Here is a 19,209-nt window from a genome sequence, read left to right as displayed (position 1 = left end):
CATGATAGACCTATTTAATTATTTTACTAAATGTTTTATAACAAATCTATTTTTGCAAATAAAAACCAATTAAACCTATAAAAATGAGCTGATTTTGATATTTTAATAAGCAAGCGTCGGTTGGTCATTTGACCCCAACAATACACTCAATACAAGATTTATTGATTTAATAAAACCATTAACGAAGCAGAAATTCTTCTTTGGATCAAAATTAGAGGTTAGGTTGGGCCAAATGACCCAATCCAGTTGCTAAAAATCAAATTGAACAACTTGATTCTGGGGCTGTTTTACTTACAATTTGGGAGTCAGGATTTGAGTGGCCAAATAGGGTTTGAGGTGTAGATGTAAGAAGAGCCGCTGATTTTGCATGATTCAACTTTTTTTCTTCGTCGGCAATAGAAGCATCCTCAGGTGCGAATTTCTTAGCGTCACTCAGTGCCTTTGCCGCCTCATCCCACTCTTGCTCCAATCGATAGGTACAAGCAATGTTTAAATAAGCATCCGCAATTTCTTGTTTATCCTCTGTTTTTAGCAAAATCGAAGAAAAATAGTGTCGTGCCTCTAAGTATTGCTCCTGTTTCGAAAGGGCCATTCCAATTTGATTCATCACAACAAGATGTTCTGGATCAAGAGAAAGTGCTTCCAAATAAGTCTCTTGCGCCTTTCTATACTCTTTATTTTGATACAAATGATGGCCATATTGCGCGAGACATTCGGTGAGGTTAGATAAAATAATGTTTCTCAATGCCAACTCTTGTTCGGAACATGCTGATAATGCTTTTCGGTAATAATCGATCGCATCATTAAAACTGCTAGCTATATTCTTCTGAACAGTTTCTTCGTCTTCAACCACTCGTCCAAGAACTTCAACGTATTGTTCATACCAACTGGCTAGACTGTGTAAAAATACTGGGTTATTACTGCATAGTTCCAAGGCTTTTTTGATAAATGCATATGCACCTTTAAACAGCCTCCCGCTATTGGTCAAGTCTGCTTCAAGATAATGCTGCGCGGATTTCATGTAAAACAAACCCATGTTATTCCAGGCAGAGGCGCCGGAGGGATAAATTTTGGTTGCCGTCTCGTAACATTTGAGTGCGGGCGAGTTCCTATTTTCCGTTTCATAACATTGGCCTAATAAGTCGAATGCATAAGCAACATTGGCTACTTCATCTGAATTAGTTTGTCTCAATTCAATGAATTTTTTTAAAGCAGGAATCGCTTGTTGTTTTTTATCACCAAAAAAGAAACATTGTCCTAAATAAAAATAGCTTTCCGCTACTTCTGGATTTTTATTAATTGCTTGCAGAAAAAAATCTTTAGCTAATCCATAGTTTTTTTGATCAAATGCCTTTACTCCAGCACTATGAAATGTATTAAACATCCTCAAACCTCATTGATAACCATTAAAAAATGATCATTATTTTATCATAGGAGATCACTTATGTTTAAGTAGCTTTCAAAAATAAGTACTTGCCCAAGACAAGATCTGTGAAGATTATTCTTTGTATTGATGCTCTCAGAGTTAGCTGGGCTTATCGGACCTAATTGTGCTCAAATTTTTCGGCAGCACTATGAATTTCGTTAACCATTCTGATTTTGTCATCATAGTTCTTTGTTTTAGCAAGATACAAAATAGCAACGAAGCTAAGACTTATTGCGCTCATTAAATAATAAGTAAAAAACATTGGGTTGTTACTTTGTTCAATTAATGCAGTAACAATAAAAAGTAATCTGGTGGGAAAATCCATTTTCTTGAGATTCATCCAACGTAGGCTGAGCTACAAAAAGCCAGCATCCCATCTTGAGCATACTTAGAAATTGCTAATTAACTGATCTCGCATTGAGAATATGGGCAACAATTAAAGCACGAACCGAGCACGAAACTAATAACCTAGAGCGTCAGAGTTAAGTAGTTTTATTTTAGAGCTTTGGTAAACCATAAAATTAAATCATCATCTAGGGGGTATGCCTGCCCGGGAACAGTTGGCTTGTAGTTATAAGTTACCCCTAAACCATCAGGAATGTAACCCCGATTTACATAAAGACGTTGGGCTTGTCCATATCCGCCATCAGAGCCGCCATATAATCCAACACCAATGCCAACTCGATCATACCGATTCGCTGCCTGTTCTTCAGCAACAGTGAGTAGAGCACTTCCTATTCCATGCCTGCGAAAAGAAGGTAATACATTCAAATCCATAATTTCCGGGATTTTTTGCTGAGCAAAAGGCTGATATTGTGATATCCATTTTAGAGTAGCGTAGCCTGCAATCTGGTCTTGAAAATAAGCGAGCCATATCACTCGCTCAGAGTGTTGTTGTTCTTGATAATACGTCTTAAACAATGATGCAGGTTTTTGCCAATTTGCCTTTTGAAAGGCATCGACGAGAATAGGAATATCAGAGATCTCCAGTGTCTTAATAACAATTGAGTGTTGCTTTACTGATAAAGGCTTAAGCTTTTTCACCATATACACCCTATTCCATTCATATTCTAGGTTCAATATTTTTATGAATCATAACACAATTCAGGAATGGCGAATTTTTAAGGAGAAAATGCTCTGAAAAACAAGCAGCGAGGGGCCATAAAAACACAATCAATGAGAAAATTACCGGATAAAATGTTCAATTCAAATTGATTTGTTTTTATACAATCCCCTTGGATTGTGCTTTAATATAAATAATAGGAGCTTTATCCAGTTGCTTAGATATTTTTAACCTTTGCGCCTATCTCTGCAAGGAATGGAAAAACCATCTAATCTTTATCTAATTTGCATTATAAGAGGTTTGTAAATGAATCCGTACAAAATATTGGGTATTGATCCATCTGCAAAACGAGGAGAAATAAGAGGAGCGTATAAAGCGCTTATTTTGAAGTATCATCCCGATAAACAGGCTGGTAAGAGCCAGAAAGAGAGAGAAGATGCGGCGCGTCAATTTACATTGGTTCGAGAAGCTTATGACCGACTTATGGGCAGCGGACCTGAAATTGCATCCAATCCACATGATTCGCTCAAGTCAATTGAGCCGGCTCCCGAGCTAATTCGCATTGAGGATGAACGTGTAGAGTCAATAAATCCATTTGTTCTCGATGATTTAAATCATCTTAAAAACAGGTTATTTGATTTAAAAAATCAGATTGAGGCGAATTTTAAAGAAAGTGACTCAGAAAAATCCCAAAACATTTTTTTAGACGACTCCTTATCGGATCAATTAATGGAGCAAGAAAGCATTAGTAAAAAAATGGATGAAGCTGAAAATAGATACACCGATTGTCCTGAGCTTGTGAACGATGTTGCATTTTTATGGAAAGCTGAGAAGGAGGGATGTCCACCAATTTATTTATTCAGTACCTGTCATGAGTTCCTGTTGGATACAAAAGATTATTTTGCTGATGTATGTGAAGGGGTGGTAGATAAAGTCGATGAAGTAATGGTTGAAGTAGTCTCAGAGGTAAGAGTGGAAACTTCTGTTGATGATTTAATTCAAGAAAAGGCGATTGAATTAAACAAAAATCTCAAGTCTCTTGAAAATCGGACTGTTATCGCTGCGTCAGGTTTTGTCAAGTCTGAAACTACAAGCACAAAAGATGAACCGACACAATCTGACAAAGAAGATTTCAACAAGCAATATTTAACGTCAATAGCCCCTTTAAAACTTGATGACCGTAGTAAAGCAAATCCTCTCTTACATTCGGCAATAAGACGGAACCTATATTGGTTAGATGATATTCTTTCTCAGAAAAAATCAACGCTAGTAGCCTGTGGTTCAATGCATAATTCGGGTAAATATGGATTACCTAACCTGCTTGCTTTGGAAGGGTATACGCTAACACCACTGATGAAAAAAGCGCCCACGCCAAAAAGTGTCCAACTGCGGGAGTTGGTATACCAATCAAGACAGTCTTTTTTAAAAATCGATCAACCAGATCCTGACGAATCTCCTTCAGGCCCATCTAAACGGGGTAACTAAGTGTAATCGAATAAATAACCACTTTATAAGAAGTTGTTTGATCCAGACTTGCTATAATTAAAATATTAGGACGTATTTTGGCATGGAGCTTAATCATGGACACCAAAAACGATTATAAAATACTTCGGGTTGTTTTGTTTATCATAGGTCTGCTTTTTATTTTCGCTCTCTATCCGTTAACCCTTTTATGGCCTTCTGGATGGGCTTGGCATCAAGTTGGCCAAAACGTCTATTTACAAATGATATTGGGAATTTATGCAACATTAGGCGTGTTTTTAATCCTGGCGGCAAAAAATCCAACTCAGCATTTAAGTTTAATTTGGTTTACCGTTTGGTCTAGTGTGGTCCATGGATTCATCATGACCCTCCAAGCGTTGTACTACCCCAACCATTTTGCTCATCTATATGGTGATGTCCCGGTTTTGTTTCTCGTTGCGTTTGTTTTAGCAGTTTTAACGCCACGAAATAAAAAAAGTGATTGATGTTGCTCTAGAACGGTGGCTTAAATCGATTGTGACCACAGCACAGTCGTTGCAAGAACATTTTAATCGTGATTATTTCTATTAAAAATAATTTCTTAAATAAAATGGTTTTATTGATCAGGCAACAAATCGTGACCTTGAGAAGCAAGTGCAAAGACAGTATCTACCTGGGCTGCTTTAATAAGCTCTTCAAAAACAAGAACAATTTTTAGGCCGCGTTGGTTCAACCCACCTAAGTTTTTCCTGCAGCTCTGCAAGTTCCTCTGTTCTTACTTTATCAAGCTGCTCTAACGCTGCCAAATCAATGTCTATGCGCTCCGCCAGTTCCAGATCAAACCAATTAGGTGAAAGACAGATGGTGTTACTATTTCGTATCAAAAAAGTATTATTAAAATTGGAAAACCAAGAACCGTTGCTTTCACTCCCTGTGTGATAAATTTTTAGCTTTCGTGGCAAGGTATCTTCCTTAAATGTAGGGGTAGGATAAAATGAACGATCCTTACGGCAATATTCATTCGCCACATGGACTGGTACATCGCGTTGGGCTTGAACGATTAGAAGGTCTGCTGCAAGCATCACTTGGAGACCCCACAATGTACTCCAGTTATTATGCCTGTCTCTAAAATTTTTTAATGCACTTAGGAGTGGCGTCATATCATAATGCTTAGAGCCCTTAACCTCGACTCCATGTTGCTCATAGGTCAATCCATTTTTTTCTATGGCTTCACAACGTTTGAGCATTGCCAATTTAGTCTCTCTATCCATGTGTCGTTCCAGCATTCGACACATATGGGTGTCCTTTGCCCAATAGGCGTACTCATACGCCGTTATGTTTTTAAAGGTTCTACCCGAATAGTCTGTTATTGTACCGGGCTTCAGTTGCAACTCAGGATGCATATCGACTAGCCTTTCTGCTTTATCTTGTTGCCCAGTTACCGTATTACACAGCAACTGCTGGGTTAAATCGCCAAGTCGTGTGGGTTGAAATAAGGTATGCATCCTTTTATGCGTCGCGACTAAGGTGCTAATCGCTTTTTCGTCTCTTGCTCCATCCTTCCTGAGACGAGTGATAATTTCCATCACAAGCTCTTCGGGAAGCTTATTAAAATAAGGAGTGCGACACATCATATCAGACAGTAAATTATAGAAATCCCAAAGTTGTCTTTTAATTGTATTGGATAAGGGCGTAGAAGAATCTTTTTTTTGAATCTGTTCTAGACTTGTCTCATCAAGCGACTTCAAAGGGATACTCAGCTTTGGCCTTTCTATTTTAGATTCTGACATATCCCAGTTAATTGAGGTGATTTAATTAAAGCAGATTATATTATATTCTCAATAAATTGATCAACACCAATCCAATTGATCAATTATTTGAACATTAAATTCCTTGGGCATAGGGCAAGCTCAGAGTTGAAAGTCCTATGAATCCCTGCCTACGCTTGCTATTTGTCCACAAGCGAATAAAGTGATGATTACGTCGGCTAGCAAAATACATTCAACTTTGTACTAGAAAGTGCAAGGACATGCTATAAATAAGATTAAAAATTTAGGGAGAATCATAATGGACTCACGAATTGATTTTTATAAAGCAGCACCTGATGCGGTTAAGACTATGTTAGGCGTTGAACAGTACGTTAATCGTTGTGGATTAGAAAAGACCCTTCTTAATCTGGTTAAGCTACGTGCCTCTCAAATTAATGGCTGTGTCTATTGTGTCGATCTACACAGTACTGAAGCAAAAAAAGAAGGTGAATCTGAACGCCGTCTCCATTCAGTGGTCGTATGGAGAGAATCTCCGTTTTTCACCACTCGTGAGCGAGCCGCTTTAGCTTGGACTGAAGCCGTGACTTTATTATCAGAAACTCATGTTCCTGATCCTGTTTATCAGGAAGCCCTGACTTGTTTCGGTGAAAAAGAGCTCATTGATCTTACTATGGCAATTATTGCGATTAATAGTTGGAACCGCTTATCCGTTAGCTTCCGTAAATTACCAAACTGAAAAAAGGCGTATTAGGGTGTCTCATCGGCGTTCGATCACGTGTAGAAGGTTAACGTGTGCAGGATCTGCATGAGTTCAGGATGATTTTTTCGCTAAGCCAGGAAAAATTACTCCGCAAAACATTCAGAACACCTTTTAAAAATCGGAGTTTTCGATGAAACAAAACATCTCCCATCTACCAAGAGAACTCGGTCATATGGTTTCTTGGTCCCTTACTCGTTTAGGGAACGCCATTGCAGAAGTTTATGGAAAAGAAACATTCGAACGAATTGAGCATATCCGACTCTCCATGCAAAACACCATTGGGAATGAAACCTATTCACTTAGAACTGCTCTTGCTAGTCTTCAAATGGAGCTTTCCGAGCTTGATGGTACTCAGCTTTATCACATTGCTCATGGTTTTTCTCTCATGATGGAGCTCATTAATGCCTGCGAGAATGCCTACCGCATTTTTCGTATTAATCAAAGAAAAGAAAAAATCTACGCGGACAAACCTCAGGGAATTCATTATGTCCTAACAGCGCATCCGACAGAAGCTCGCACCAATGAATTTTTAACCCTGTTTAAAGCAATTCGTGACTATCTTGTCGAAGTGCTGAAATCCCCTTATTTGATGAATGAGTCTTATCTTGATCAAATGCTTAGAATTGCACTGCAGATTAATATTTCCTTTTATGAAAAACCAAGCGTCGAAGATGAGGCTCAATACATCTATCAATACGCACTCAATCCATACAACATCAAACTGTATCATTCTTTTTTATCTAAGGGTGCCCCTATTCAATTACGCACCTGGGTAGGAGGTGATAAAGATGGGCATTCAGGGGTTAATGAAAAAATCATGGTTAAAAGTCTCGAACTTTCCCGATCTTTTTTTATCAATTATATCCAGGAATGTCTCAAAGAAGTATTAGAAACTGTCAAACTCTCAACCGCATTAAGTGAAAATAAAGTCTTAGAAAATAAGCTCCATCAGTTTATTAAAAAAGCGAACCATCTTAAGAAAATAAAACCAAGAGATCATGAAACAGTAGCGGCATTCAAAAACGAATTAACTGGGTTACAAACAGACACCTTTCAGTTTTTAAATTTCGAGCTCGAGCAATTTTCCATAATCTCCAGTATTTTTCAGCTCTACCCCACTCTGGTGATACCATTAGAGCTCAGAGAAGATTCAGCTGTAGTAAAAGAAAGCTTAAGCAGCATCAAAAAAACAACGATTAGCAAAATGCTTGAGCAAGTCTACTCGATCACTCAGGGGACGGATCCCAAAAACTATATACGCGGTTTTATTCTCAGCATGGTTGAATCTGCTGAGGATATAAAAAATGGAATTAGCCTGGTGAAGCAAGTTTTTAAAAGTTACGCCTTACCTGTTGTGCCTTTGTTTGAAAATCAACTCGCGCTTACTCGCGCAGATACCATATTAAATGATTCAATCACTGAAGACATTCGACAGAAGCATCTAAAACAGTGGGATGGAAATTATGAGGTCATGCTGGGCTATTCCGACTCGTCTAAAGAAAACGGAGTATTGCCTTCCCGACTGATGATAGCAAAAAGTCTAGGACGTATTCAGACCACCCTGGAAAATAAGAATCTTCGCCCCATCTTTTTTCATGGATCAGGTGGCAGCATTGAACGAGGAGGTGGGGATATCAAGGAACAAACTGCTTCCTGGTCCAAGGAGATGATGAGTAATTACAAAGTGACCATTCAAGGTGAAATGGTCGCTAGACTTTTTGGTTCCAGTTCCATACTTAAAAGTCAGATTGATAAATTTCTTGATATCTATTCACACAAAGAGAAGAACACGGATAATGATTATCCCGAAGAATTATTATTATTTTCCGCAAAAGTCAGTGAGAAATATAAAGAACTGATACAAAGCGAATGGTTTTGGCCAACCATTGAGCAGGCATCGCCTTATCATTTTTTAAACGAACTAAAGATTGGATCTCGTCCGACCAAACGAAAAGCAGGGCCCGATCAAAGAAAACTTCGAGCCATCCCATGGATCCTATGCTGGACTCAAACCCGACTGCTGTTCCCAACTTGGTGGGGTATTGGTTCCACTTGGTTAGAGCTCAATGCATCTGGAAAAAATAGACTTAAGGTGCTTTATAGAGAAAATGCTCTTTTAGCAGCTTTTGTAAAACAATTAGGCGTAACGCTTTCTAAAGTGTACCTCCCTATCTGGGAACAATACCTGGTCCAATTGACTGGCTCCAATGAATACCTAAAGCCGTTTCAATCTGAACTCAAGTCAACCACCTTATTCTTCCATCAGATAACGGGTGAACAAGATTTTTGTTTTCATCAACCCTGGCTTGGGGAAAGCATTCAATTAAGATCAACTCTGGTTCATCCTTTAAATCTCATTCAAATCGAGGCGATGAAAAGAAAGGATTTACCTCTTTTAAGAAAAACGGTCACCGGCATTTCTTGTGGCATGTTGACAACAGGATAATCTAGATTAAAAATCCTCTGCTTGTGTTGTACTATTAACACGTGTTAGCGGAGTAGGCTAGTTCGTTTCCCTGACTTACCCTGTTTGGATATTTAAATATAAGGAGTTACTAATGAAACATGATGTAGAAATGCGATTATCCAAATATTGGTTTTTGAAACCCCAAAAAAAGAAAAAAGATACTCTAGATCTCAAGAAAATCGCAAAACGTGGTGCCAATATCATCGATCAATGTCAAATTATCCTTGCATTAACCGATGACGCTTATACCAAGGAACAGTTAAATCTGATCATTCGCAATACCACAAACCTCATGTCATTAGTTGCAGAAGCTCCAGCAAAAGAGTCATCCGATCATGAAAAAAAAATTTCAGAGGCATGCAAAGAACTACAAACTAATGCGTTGAGCATCCCCGCTACAATCCATACCCCTACTGATTTACCCAGCGCAAATTATAAGCTTGCCCTGGTGTGTATGTACATCTTGTTATTCAGTCTCGCATTGACCATCGGCGCCTCATTCGGTGCCTGGTATTTTGGGTTTCTTACTGCAAGTTACTTTACCGATTACCTTGCAGTCGCTCTCGCAAGTATTGGAATTCCTGCTCTATGTGTTGGTGGTTTTTCTTATGGAATCTATTCTTCACAAAAAAATCCTATGACGGAACAATTAAATAATTTAGGTAAAAATATTGATCAGTTCTGTGATGAAATTACGCCCATTGAAGAGGAAGAACTTTTATTGGCCTTCAATTAAAAATTGCGGTGCTGATGCATCAAGCAAGGAACAACTGGCTTGAACCGATTATTTACGTATTCAAGCAGTTGCATCACCATTTAATTGACAACATCAATTTTAAAGGTACTATAGCAAATCTTGGCCAAAGCGAGCTCTATTGATTCATTGACGCACAGCGAGGCCAACATACTTTATGAAGTGTGATTCAATTAACGAATCATGGAATACAATTCGTGTCTGATTTTAAAGGAGTAATTTTCATGTATAGCCATTTAGATCAATTTAATAATTCTGATGAGTCTGCTTCAAGTGCTTATACTATATTGTTCCTACTCACTGGTCTTGCTGTAGCAACGTATGCACTTGCACGATATGCTGAGTCAAATAATCGCCTTAACTTTGACAATCGTTTTGCTCGTATAATAGCCGGTCTGTTGGTACTCATGATGCGTATGATGCATACAAAAAGTGGTGATCTGGAAATTACGAATAATGAAAATGAAAAGAAACTCATTGCGATAGGCCCACATCGAACGGGTTGGGAAGCCGTTGTTGTTGCCTCCAAGATGAAGGGGACTCCACCTCGATTTTTTGCTACCACCTCTTTTAATTCGGTACCGGGTGTTGCTTCTTTTTTGAAAATGTTTAACACGATACCAGTGGATGCAAACGCTAAAGGCAATAATGGACGCTCTGCTAATGCTGGCTCGCTCGAACTGGCAAGTAAAGCACTTGATGAAAATGGATGCGTCGCTCTTTTCCCTCAAGGTAACTTTGCCAGAATAGGCCAAGAACCACCTAGAGTCTACACCGGGGCAGCCAAACTGGCATTGATGAATAAAACCCCGATTCATGTTATCAGACTTGATGGTTTCTCAAGTTTAGAAAACTCCCTTATTCCTTTATTTGTTCGCAACAGCGCTGCTTATCGTGCATTTTTATCAGGGCTTCATTTTAACAAGGTGCGTGCCACATTATGTTGTGTGATTGATTTTCATCTACAACCTGAGAATGAACAATTAGGTGATGAGGAAAAAATTGAGGAGATATGTGCCCAACTTTACGCTTACTATCGTCATACCGGGGAACTTACTAAAGAACAAATTGGTGTGATTAAAAAGGAAATAGATAATGGAACTCATCGCAAAATTTGGGATCTTAAAGTTCAGCGCGATAAATTAGGAAAGGAGCTTTTAAGTCTAAAAAAAGAAGAGGCTCAATTGGAAGAACTCACTTTATCCTCAATGAAATTAGCATAACCTGTAAGGACAACTGTCTTAGATTAAACGATTTAAGACAGTTGCTGTATTCGAATAATCCATGATGGATTTTATGGCATTATACTGGATAGGATAATGCTGAGCCCTCATAAGAAGCTCCGGTTTCTGCAATGAAAAAAACGACACTCCATACCTTTTTGTCATGCAATATCGCCATCGAATAAATGTATTACAGTGTTACTGCGCATACCAATGCATTAGCATAAGTATTGCCAGTAGTTAAATTATCGAGATATTGATCATTAACCGCATTTAAATGACCTTTACCTAAATAAAAGAAACGATAACCGCATTCCACTGGCATTGGACCAATAATATTGTTTAAACGAATACCGGCTCCAGCCATTACAGAAAAATGGGTTGTGGAGGTCCCTTCAAATGCATTATCAGGGATTGCAAAGTCTTCTAATGGTGTTTCATGATAGCCAGAAGTCCACATAAAGTTTGGACCTATTCCTGCGTCAACCGTAATATTGTACTTTGGGTTGTTCGTCGGTATAAGGGCCTTAGCGGCGGCATAGACAGGGACGTTCTGAATACTGTATTGATAAGAAAAGTTAGTAAACAAGTCCTCTTGAATAATATCACCTCGGACTTTAGTTTGCCCTAAATAAAAAGCGTCGACTCCATATGAAAGCTGAAACCAATGGTTAGAAGGACCATTAAAATAAAGCCCAACACCAACAAGTCCGCTAATTTGAGAATTGCTATCCAAGGTATATTCGTTACCTATCAACCCATCAATATCAATATGTTGCTCTTTGCCCTGAGATGCTCCAAAAAAACCTCCTTGAATAGGGACAGACCAGAGTTTAGAAGGACTTACATTGCCCATTGTCCCTGCAGAACAAACAAGAGGTAATGCCAAGCTAATACAGAGTATTTTAGGTAAGCGCATAATTATCCTTAACAAGTTGCTCCATGGTGTTATGCAGCTGGAATACCCTATTATATATTTTTATAAAGGTCAATTAACTCAAAACGATTGCATTGAATCGTGTAAGGACCGTGATTTTTACCCGTGGAGCACCGCAGTTGGTGTTCAATAAATGCTTTTTGTTGAAATCAAGAGTAGGATAATAAGATCCTACTCTGATTGCCTCAAATCAAAATTGGGAAAAAGAAGATCTTAGTTCTTCTAGCGGTTTTACGGATGGATTTGATTTAAGTTGTTCCTCCATAAACTCAAGAAGAGCCGGTGTGTCACCAGGTTTAATATGACTTGGAAGTGAAGCGACTTTCATGGTCTCAGTAGTACCATAAATCCCTTCCCATACTTCTAATTGATTCGAACGCATCACCGCACAGGCATCTTCAAGAGTCGGTAATCGAAATCCTTTAGGCATCAGTTGCATGTCTACTGCTTTAGCATTCATTTCTTCAAATTCTTCAGGAGTATCAGCAAACACGATATCCAATGCAAAAAGTTCAGGAGAAAAATCTTCATTGGTCCACTGTCTTACATGGGCGGGCTCATTAGAGCTCATAAACTTAGATGCGATTCGCCCAGGACCACACACTTCGATAACGCTATGCACTCGCCTGTCCACATCAGAGCGCCAATCGTCCTTTAACGAGGCACCAATAATCCCGGTAATTTCATTATTATTTTTTGTCATCGTGACGATGCTTTGATATCCTCGAGCTTCATCCAGAGGCATCGACTCAATCATTCTTTTATCGTAACGCTCAAACATTTTTTCATTTAAAAGGAGAAGCTTTTGTGGGGTCGTATAAACTTTCGGTAGTGCAGTTACAAAAATATAACCCTTTTTAGGAATTAATGATAAGCCTACTGTGTAAGGTTTTACAGTTTCTTTGCAGGGAGTGAAGGAGAGGAAAAAACTACTGTCATTATCACGAACATATCCTATGATATTGTGTGTGGGTGTCTTTCTGCTCTCTTCAGCTTTTCTGCCTAACCGCTTTGATTTCATTGTAGCGAGAACCTCTGTAGAACCTTCTGAACCTCGATATATCAAACTGGGCCCAGTCGGTATTTTATCCCGAAGCAATTGTATCCCTTCAGTTCTTTGTTTGGCCTGAAGTCGAAGGTAGGTTGCATCCAGTGGCAAAGGGAGTCTCTTTGATTGTGATGCAGCTGATACTTCATAATGCACATAATGAGAAAACCCGAGTCGCGCAATTCTTCCTCTCATGGATGCCTCCGCAATAAATTCAAAAATCATTTTGATGTATATATTTTTATCATAGTGCATATAAATAATAATTCAACAATCAACCTAAGTGACTGTTTTTTATACATTAAACCGTGTGATTTTTGATTAATGATGGATTATGGGTTCAATTTCTTTGTAGTAATTGGCCTTAGTTCATCGGTGATTAGAGGTTTTCTTGATGAGATTTGCTGAATTGATGTCGGTTAGGCCTTAGCCAACCTAGAACTTATTTATTTAGATTCCTGGTTAAGATAAAGTTACATGGTGCAAGCAGCGCTTGATGATCTCTTGATGAAGAGTATAGTAATATCGTAACTCATGATTTTAAGGAAAAAACATGCCCAGATTTTTTAGTGGTTCGAAACCGACTTCAACCGTTCACCATAATGTACAAGTTTCTAATAGCATCATTCAGATACTTACAACAACCGTGGAATCCTATGCCCCCTCAGTGGTTATACCCGGCACCGTGGCACAAACAATAGGCTCAATTTATGCGGTTTCCCATAGTGACTCCCATGTTTCAGAAAAGCTTTTGCATGTACTGCAGGGTCTTATCGCTTTAGCTCGATTTGGACTCGCAATTGCCTTAATGTTTGATAAGCAAGAATGCGATGTTTCTTCTCAAGAAAATAAGTGTATAGCTTCGTTTTTACTTTTGTTGATCTATTCAGGTATTGTTTCAGTCGGATTGGCATCCAGTGCCTTGTCAAAAGACATAAATTCCTCGCAAGCATCTCATGAGGAGGCAGAGCAACAAAGACTAATTCAAAATGTATAGGAAATAGGTGCCCCCAGCAATGGTTTAAAAAGTGATGATTCAATGCAAAAATAGTAGTTCTGCTTACCTTGTAACCTAGTTTCAAATAATCGACCTGGCTAATGCCCCCTTCCCCCTTGCAATCAATTGAGTTGCCATTTATTTTAGAAAGGTTGTCTGGTTCTGTAGGGCGATGTTTCAAATTTTGAAAAAAACTTAAAGGAGAAAATATGGGAAGCTATGGATGTGCTCAAGGCGAATGCCATTGTCCTTGTCATTATATGCATGAAGAACACCATCATGGAGATCATGGCCATTGTGATCATGCCCATGGAGAAGAAATGCCATCAGATTACTTTTTAGAGCTTGCTGATGAGGCATGGGAAGAGCTATTAATAGACAAAATTAAAGCATATATTTTAAAAACTCAAAATGATCGTATGGAGAAATTGGCTAAATTAGTTGCCGAAGGAAATCATCACCGTTGGAAAAATAAAATGGAGAAAAAACAAGTGCATCAAGCATTTATGGACGAAATCAGCAATTTTTTTCATGAATCAAAAAAATAAGTGAGCGCTCCACTTTTATTCATAAAGTCACCGGATCGGTACTATGACTGATCCGGCATACTCAATTTATGCGCTCAGGGGATTTAAAGACGCAGAGCCCTTCAAACGCCAGGTTGAAAACCTACCTTGCATAGACTAGTACTAAGGCATCAATTTTTAAGGATTGATGATACTTTTAAGCCAGGCTTTTGCCTCTGGAGTCACCTCATCGTCCTTAAATAGAAGGTCATATATGGCTGTTTGGCGCGAAGTCTCATCTCCATACATATCAACCAACACTTCATTCCAAAGTGTTAACAGAGTTGAAGAAGAGGTTTTTCCTACCTGTTGTAGAATGCCATAAATCCGTTCTCGCCAGTACGCATCCATCGCTTTATCCATCCATGATACGATTTCTGGTGTCAAACCCACCTCATCAAGACCTTTGCCTTCCCCAAAACCTTTTTCAAATTTTTTGGTTCTTAAATGGGCATATTTTGTACCGTACACTCCATTAACCCAATCCATCAGTTTTTTTCCTAACTCAACCCCTATTTTTGAATTGGGATCGTGCTTAAGATGATTGCTCACCTCATCCACCAATTGATTCCAATTCTTTTCAAAAGCGGCTTGTTGTTCTGGTGACACATTGGCTTTTATTTCTTGTTCAAACGCCACATACTGCTTTAATTCATCGGGTGTGAATATTTCTTTAACCCAATTATGCTCAAGATGCGCTGTCATTCTATATACCTCAATAAGTTGAATAATGGTTTCCCAAGGAATCGATTGATGGTTGTCAACAGAGTCAATTATGCTTCTCAAAGTTTTGGCACCCTCAAGTAAAGCAGCGGCTTTTTGTTCCAAGACTTGGGCTTGGCTGTTAAAATGTTTCAGCACGCTATGCTCTTCATTGAGTAAGGTTTTTATTTGTGACAACTCAAAACCAAAAAATTTCAAAGCAATAATTTGTTGCAACCTCAATAAATCCTTCTCGGAGTAAACACGATACCCATTGGCACGTCGCAATGAAGGCTTAAGTAAGCCGGTGCGGTCGTAATGATGCAAGGTTTGCACCGAAACACCGGTTAATTTGCTTAGGTCTTTAACGAACCATTGGGTCATAATGTTCCCTCCTTAAATCCAAAGGTAAGGTATATAGCAACAATAGGGTCAAGCATTTTTTTCAAATTTTTTGAGTCACTCGATCTCTTTTGAAACTCGCTGCGCGGAAACCAATGTGCCGAGGAACGGAGCTTAGAACCGGAGTGTCGTCTCGTGCGGATTCGGGCACTACGGACAAGTCAGGTGTCCCCTGCAATAGCGTTTCCACAGAGTTCAATTATTTTTCCAGCTCATTAATCAAGTAATGTAATTTAATCAGTGCGTCATTTCGCGCTCTAAAACTCGCAAAGGTCGTTTCTTCTTTACTGTCAGCGATATGGTTCACAAAAGTAACTACACGGCCATTCTTTTCAATCCAGCCGATGAACCATCCATGTTGTAAAGGAAGCTTCTTGCTTTTATCTGCCGTTAATTGTCGACCAGTTCCTGTTTTCCCATACAGTTTCCAACCACCAGCTAATTCCTGAATATAGAGAATGTCTTTAGTCATAGTGAATGCTTTTTTGTTCACTGGAAGTTTTTTATAGACTATTTTTTGTAGAAACTTATTTTGCTCTGTGGGCGAAATGGCAAGCGAACTGGAAAGCCAGGCATGAGTTAGTCCATTGTCCTGACCTTTATCGCCGGATACATCTTGGTTACCGTATTGAAATGCCGCTACATAATTTTTAAATCGCTTCATACCTAGATGGCGTGTCAATACCTGTGAATACCAAACACAAGAATCTCTTATCCAAGTGCGCGGGTTATGAGGGTATTTCCATACATTGAGATAAAGTTCATATTCTTTCTTATAAGGCCATTCGGGATGAAGGGTATCTTTTAATATCCCTGAATCAAAACCCATTAGACTTAATGCAATTTTAAAGGTCGATTCAGGTGCATAACGCTGATTACACTCATCCCCTTCATGTTTTAACACGGTTTGATTTTCATAGGCCAAGAAGCAGGTGCCTTGAGCCCAAATCGAAGCACAGAAGAACAACCCCATACATAGTAATACACTATTTTTTTTCATCACCACCTCAAAATTGTTTTAATTAGACTAGGAAATTTTCTCCTCTCTCAAGAGAAAGAGGCACTCACCGGATAAGGGATTTGTAACCCTAATGTCCCCTCACCCCTACCCCTCTCCCACAAGTGGGAGAGGGGATTTGCGTTTTAATTGAAATCCCATGACCTCAACTCTCATTGCTATTTCCCTTCTCCCCCTAGGGGAGAAGGTGCCCGACAGGGCGGATGAGGGATTCATTAAGCCCCCCTCACCCCTACACCTCTCCCACAAGCGAGAGAGGAATTTTAGTGATTTTGATTTGTCCCTACAGACTATTGATCGCGACATTATGAAATACAGGAGCAGCTAATTCCCCGCCCGAGGTCAATGTCTTGCCCTTCATGTTTAAATGACCGTCTTCAATCACGATTAACATGACATAACGGGGTTTATCAGCCGGCGCATACCCAGCAAATAAAGCAAGATGCTTATTCCCATTCTCGATAACAGTTCCGGTCTTACCAGCCACAGCAACACCAGGAATCACTGCACGCTTCCCTGTACCATTAACGACAGCATACTGAAGCATATGATTCACTGCATTGGTCGTGGTTTCTGAGATAACAGGTTTATCGCCTCGAGCAAATGGACGTCCCTTGTTCGCAAGAACAGCATAGGATTTTGTTAACGACTCCATGGTGACAGGGATATTCTCACCCAGTGAAGCCATTGCCAGTTGCACTTCGTCGCCTTGATCAGCTTGCCACCACGAATTCATATCAAAACCAAATTCAGCAAGTTTTTTTCGGATAATTGGTGCCCCAGTCTCTTGCGACACCTTAATCAGGCAAACATTAATCGACTGTGCAATCGCCTCTGTTAAAGAAGCAGAGCCTACATCAGAAGTGTGATTTGCAAATGTTTTCCCTTTTAGGGAATAAGGTGAATGACAATCATAGTTTTTGGTTGCAGAACTTGTACCAGAGTCAATTGCCGCGGCTGCAATAAAAGGTTTTATTGTCGATCCAGGTGAAAAAACACGCGACCTCCAACTGTTTTGCCCCTGCTGATTTGATTCAGCAAATGCAATGATATCGCCGGTACTGGGATCAGCAATAGCAATAACCCCAGATTTTGCGTGATAGCGTTTGACCGCTGCGCTAATTTCTTTCTCTGCGATGTTTTGCAGTCTAGGATCTAAATGAGTTGTATCCACTGCGTTCGTCTTAGGACTGTTTAAGGATCCTACCGCTGAATAAGCCACACACATGGGTGCCAAAATAGATAACCCAACCAATGCAATCCCTAAGCAAAAAGGCCTAGATGCATGAAACGGATAAGTTGATAACATTGAAATTCTCCTTATGATGAAAGTACAGTCTTCGTTTTCATTGTTCAGAGCCATGCCCACCGCGCATGCAAATTCTCGATTAGATGGCTGAGAACTTTGAGATACTGTCTGGATCACTTGGAACAGACAGTGGCCATAGTCATGTGCCGAAATTTTTGGGTGGCCAACCAGTACTTCATCACATGAAAATTCTTGTAATTCATTTAAAACGTTATGCCATCGAGTTACACCTGGATTTCCAAAGAAGATAATACGCAAGGTCTCAATAAAATAGGACCATAGGCAATCTCCATTACGATGGTGTTGCCCTTCATGCGCAATCGCAATGTTCACATTCTTGGGAGAAGAGAATAAGGATACGGGCAAAACAATATAAGCTTTGTTTAATAAAAACACTGAGAAAGGAATGTAGCAGCGATCAGAGACTTTAATGATCAGTTTTCCAGCGCGTCGATAAGAGATTGCCTCATCCAACAATAGGCGTAAGCAACCCAAACCGGATAGCAGGTGGTAACCACGAAATAAGATAATGAAAGCCAATATGAAATAAATGAGCTGGCAATAACTGACATTTCCCAGAGTTAATGCAGCTGCTGATTCGTTGACGGATTTTGTAGGTTCTTGCTTTAAAATCGGCTGATTCATATATTCTTGCAGCGTATCCAATGAAACTGAGCTCGGGCGCTCCGGCATTGGATTAAAGTTCACACAATGAACAATTAATGGAGAAACCACACAGCTGACTAATAAAAAACGGGCCAGTTTCAGTTTAAAAGAAGGCTGATTTGCTAACCAACGTCCCCCGATAAAGTATGAGCTGATCAAAAGTAAGCAATGGATACTCAGAAAAATTTCTATGAATAACATTATTCCACCCCCTCTTTTTGGGGGGCAGTCGCTAATTGTTTCAATGCCTCCTCTATGGCTTGCAGGTCATCGTGTTGTAATTTTTTGGCCATCAAGAGTCTTTGGACAAGAGCAACAGGCTCTCCATCAAAAACATTAGCAACCAGATGATCAAGACAGGTATTTTCGTAGTCAGATTTTGTAACAATTGGCACAAACACATGGGCGTAGGAGTTTTTTTGGCATTCAAGAAACCCTTTTTGTTCAAGCACTTTGACCACCGTCGCCACTGTGGTATAGGCTAAAGGCCGTTCTTGTGACAGATGAGCAACAACCTCTTTAATTGTTACTCTATTAAGACTCCAAATAATATTCATTAACTCAAGCTCTACTTCTGTAAGCAGACGATCATGGGCTGACGATACTTTTTTGACGGACATTTTCCTCTCCAGTAACGAAAT

The 19,209-nt window shown here is 39.4% G+C and carries 18 protein-coding genes; 8 read left to right on the top strand and 10 right to left on the bottom strand.

Annotation, left to right across the window (positions count from 1 at the left end; genetic code table 11):
* Positions 1-256 precede the first annotated feature (256 nt).
* The 3 genes from OQJ13_RS11735 to OQJ13_RS11725 form a co-directional block, all read right to left on the bottom strand.
* Complete coding sequence (locus OQJ13_RS11735) at positions 257-1,384, bottom strand: tetratricopeptide repeat protein (RefSeq protein ID WP_265710998.1); 1,128 nt, start codon at positions 1,382-1,384, stop codon at positions 257-259.
* A 160-nt stretch (positions 1,385-1,544) separates the two neighbouring features.
* Entirely contained in the window at positions 1,545-1,751 is a 207-nt protein-coding gene (locus tag OQJ13_RS11730; RefSeq protein ID WP_265710997.1) for a hypothetical protein, read from the bottom strand.
* 167 nt (positions 1,752-1,918) lie between these two features.
* The gene (locus OQJ13_RS11725; RefSeq protein WP_265710996.1) at positions 1,919-2,473 is read right to left on the bottom strand and encodes a GNAT family N-acetyltransferase; all 555 of its coding nucleotides are present in this window, start codon (positions 2,471-2,473) and stop codon (positions 1,919-1,921) included.
* Between the two features lie 322 nt (positions 2,474-2,795).
* On the opposite strand from OQJ13_RS11725, the gene OQJ13_RS11720 reads away from it, so the two are divergent.
* Together OQJ13_RS11720 and OQJ13_RS11715 are read left to right on the top strand one after the other, a co-directional pair.
* On the top strand, positions 2,796-3,974 hold the full coding sequence (locus OQJ13_RS11720) for a DnaJ domain-containing protein (RefSeq protein ID WP_265710995.1): 1,179 nt from the start codon (positions 2,796-2,798) through the stop codon (positions 3,972-3,974).
* 95 nt (positions 3,975-4,069) lie between these two features.
* Positions 4,070-4,456, top strand: a complete 387-nt coding sequence (locus tag OQJ13_RS11715) for a DUF6632 domain-containing protein (RefSeq protein ID WP_265710994.1) — start codon at positions 4,070-4,072, stop codon at positions 4,454-4,456.
* Between the two features lie 189 nt (positions 4,457-4,645).
* Here OQJ13_RS11715 and OQJ13_RS11710 read toward each other — a convergent pair whose 3' ends face one another.
* Complete coding sequence (locus OQJ13_RS11710; protein ID WP_265710993.1) at positions 4,646-5,740, bottom strand: hypothetical protein; 1,095 nt, start codon at positions 5,738-5,740, stop codon at positions 4,646-4,648.
* 277 nt (positions 5,741-6,017) lie between these two features.
* Between OQJ13_RS11710 and OQJ13_RS11705 the strand changes: the two genes are divergently transcribed.
* The 4 genes from OQJ13_RS11705 (at position 6,018) to OQJ13_RS11690 (ending at position 10,923) form a co-directional block, all read left to right on the top strand.
* The gene (locus tag OQJ13_RS11705; protein WP_265710992.1) at positions 6,018-6,455 is read left to right on the top strand and encodes a carboxymuconolactone decarboxylase family protein; all 438 of its coding nucleotides are present in this window, start codon (positions 6,018-6,020) and stop codon (positions 6,453-6,455) included.
* A 154-nt stretch (positions 6,456-6,609) separates the two neighbouring features.
* Positions 6,610-8,925 carry a phosphoenolpyruvate carboxylase gene (locus OQJ13_RS11700; protein WP_265710991.1) on the top strand — a complete coding sequence of 772 codons (2,316 nt, stop codon included), beginning with the start codon at positions 6,610-6,612 and terminating at the stop codon, positions 8,923-8,925.
* A 112-nt stretch (positions 8,926-9,037) separates the two neighbouring features.
* Positions 9,038-9,682, top strand: coding sequence for a hypothetical protein (locus OQJ13_RS11695; protein ID WP_265710990.1), 645 nt, complete (start codon positions 9,038-9,040; stop codon positions 9,680-9,682).
* Positions 9,683-9,924: 242 nt separating this feature from the next.
* Positions 9,925-10,923 carry a lysophospholipid acyltransferase family protein gene (locus tag OQJ13_RS11690; RefSeq protein WP_265710989.1) on the top strand — a complete coding sequence of 333 codons (999 nt, stop codon included), beginning with the start codon at positions 9,925-9,927 and terminating at the stop codon, positions 10,921-10,923.
* 190 nt (positions 10,924-11,113) lie between these two features.
* Here the strand turns inward: OQJ13_RS11690 and OQJ13_RS11685 are convergent, their stop codons facing one another.
* Together OQJ13_RS11685 and OQJ13_RS11680 are read right to left on the bottom strand one after the other, a co-directional pair.
* Positions 11,114-11,842: a hypothetical protein gene (locus tag OQJ13_RS11685; RefSeq protein WP_265710988.1), complete on the bottom strand. Its 729-nt coding sequence runs from the start codon at positions 11,840-11,842 to the stop codon at positions 11,114-11,116.
* A gap of 208 nt (positions 11,843-12,050) precedes the next feature.
* Positions 12,051-13,103, bottom strand: a complete 1,053-nt coding sequence (locus OQJ13_RS11680) for a hypothetical protein (RefSeq protein WP_265710987.1) — start codon at positions 13,101-13,103, stop codon at positions 12,051-12,053.
* A gap of 358 nt (positions 13,104-13,461) precedes the next feature.
* On the opposite strand from OQJ13_RS11680, the gene OQJ13_RS11675 reads away from it, so the two are divergent.
* Both OQJ13_RS11675 and OQJ13_RS11670 read left to right on the top strand, forming a co-directional pair.
* Positions 13,462-13,905: a hypothetical protein gene (locus tag OQJ13_RS11675; protein ID WP_265710986.1), complete on the top strand. Its 444-nt coding sequence runs from the start codon at positions 13,462-13,464 to the stop codon at positions 13,903-13,905.
* 209 nt (positions 13,906-14,114) lie between these two features.
* Positions 14,115-14,453 carry a hypothetical protein gene (locus OQJ13_RS11670; protein WP_265710985.1) on the top strand — a complete coding sequence of 113 codons (339 nt, stop codon included), beginning with the start codon at positions 14,115-14,117 and terminating at the stop codon, positions 14,451-14,453.
* A gap of 156 nt (positions 14,454-14,609) precedes the next feature.
* Here the strand turns inward: OQJ13_RS11670 and OQJ13_RS11665 are convergent, their stop codons facing one another.
* From OQJ13_RS11665 to OQJ13_RS11650, 4 genes are all read right to left on the bottom strand, one after another.
* A complete protein-coding gene (locus tag OQJ13_RS11665; protein ID WP_265710984.1) occupies positions 14,610-15,557 on the bottom strand; it encodes a MerR family transcriptional regulator in 948 nt (315 codons plus the stop codon).
* A 217-nt stretch (positions 15,558-15,774) separates the two neighbouring features.
* Complete coding sequence (gene blaOXA, locus OQJ13_RS11660) at positions 15,775-16,575, bottom strand: class D beta-lactamase (protein WP_265710983.1); 801 nt, start codon at positions 16,573-16,575, stop codon at positions 15,775-15,777.
* A gap of 301 nt (positions 16,576-16,876) precedes the next feature.
* Positions 16,877-18,769, bottom strand: coding sequence for a M56 family metallopeptidase (locus OQJ13_RS11655; protein ID WP_265710982.1), 1,893 nt, complete (start codon positions 18,767-18,769; stop codon positions 16,877-16,879).
* Complete coding sequence (locus OQJ13_RS11650; RefSeq protein WP_265710981.1) at positions 18,769-19,188, bottom strand: BlaI/MecI/CopY family transcriptional regulator; 420 nt, start codon at positions 19,186-19,188, stop codon at positions 18,769-18,771. Before OQJ13_RS11650 ends, OQJ13_RS11655 begins: the two co-directional genes overlap by 1 nt.
* Positions 19,189-19,209: the final 21 nt, after the last annotated feature.

The organism is Legionella sp. PATHC035, assembly GCF_026191115.1.
Lineage (GTDB): Bacteria > Pseudomonadota > Gammaproteobacteria > Legionellales > Legionellaceae > Legionella.
This window is presented reverse-complemented; position numbering and strand designations above follow the sequence as displayed.

Excerpts from the sequence above, each read along its gene's own strand:
- OQJ13_RS11735 (WP_265710998.1), bottom strand. The coding sequence starts at position 1,384 with ATGTTTAATACATTTCATAGTGCTGGAGTAAAGGCATTTGATCAAAAA.
- OQJ13_RS11730 (WP_265710997.1), bottom strand. The coding sequence starts at position 1,751 with ATGGATTTTCCCACCAGATTACTTTTTATTGTTACTGCATTAATTGAA.
- OQJ13_RS11725 (WP_265710996.1), bottom strand. The coding sequence starts at position 2,473 with ATGGTGAAAAAGCTTAAGCCTTTATCAGTAAAGCAACACTCAATTGTT.
- OQJ13_RS11720 (WP_265710995.1), top strand. The coding sequence starts at position 2,796 with ATGAATCCGTACAAAATATTGGGTATTGATCCATCTGCAAAACGAGGA.
- OQJ13_RS11715 (WP_265710994.1), top strand. The coding sequence starts at position 4,070 with ATGGACACCAAAAACGATTATAAAATACTTCGGGTTGTTTTGTTTATC.
- OQJ13_RS11710 (WP_265710993.1), bottom strand. The coding sequence starts at position 5,740 with ATGTCAGAATCTAAAATAGAAAGGCCAAAGCTGAGTATCCCTTTGAAG.
- OQJ13_RS11705 (WP_265710992.1), top strand. The coding sequence starts at position 6,018 with ATGGACTCACGAATTGATTTTTATAAAGCAGCACCTGATGCGGTTAAG.
- OQJ13_RS11700 (WP_265710991.1), top strand. The coding sequence starts at position 6,610 with ATGAAACAAAACATCTCCCATCTACCAAGAGAACTCGGTCATATGGTT.
- OQJ13_RS11695 (WP_265710990.1), top strand. The coding sequence starts at position 9,038 with ATGAAACATGATGTAGAAATGCGATTATCCAAATATTGGTTTTTGAAA.
- OQJ13_RS11690 (WP_265710989.1), top strand. The coding sequence starts at position 9,925 with ATGTATAGCCATTTAGATCAATTTAATAATTCTGATGAGTCTGCTTCA.
- OQJ13_RS11685 (WP_265710988.1), bottom strand. The coding sequence starts at position 11,842 with ATGCGCTTACCTAAAATACTCTGTATTAGCTTGGCATTACCTCTTGTT.
- OQJ13_RS11680 (WP_265710987.1), bottom strand. The coding sequence starts at position 13,103 with ATGAGAGGAAGAATTGCGCGACTCGGGTTTTCTCATTATGTGCATTAT.
- OQJ13_RS11675 (WP_265710986.1), top strand. The coding sequence starts at position 13,462 with ATGCCCAGATTTTTTAGTGGTTCGAAACCGACTTCAACCGTTCACCAT.
- OQJ13_RS11670 (WP_265710985.1), top strand. The coding sequence starts at position 14,115 with ATGGGAAGCTATGGATGTGCTCAAGGCGAATGCCATTGTCCTTGTCAT.
- OQJ13_RS11665 (WP_265710984.1), bottom strand. The coding sequence starts at position 15,557 with ATGACCCAATGGTTCGTTAAAGACCTAAGCAAATTAACCGGTGTTTCG.
- blaOXA (WP_265710983.1), bottom strand. The coding sequence starts at position 16,575 with ATGAAAAAAAATAGTGTATTACTATGTATGGGGTTGTTCTTCTGTGCT.
- OQJ13_RS11655 (WP_265710982.1), bottom strand. The coding sequence starts at position 18,769 with ATGTTATTCATAGAAATTTTTCTGAGTATCCATTGCTTACTTTTGATC.
- OQJ13_RS11650 (WP_265710981.1), bottom strand. The coding sequence starts at position 19,188 with ATGTCCGTCAAAAAAGTATCGTCAGCCCATGATCGTCTGCTTACAGAA.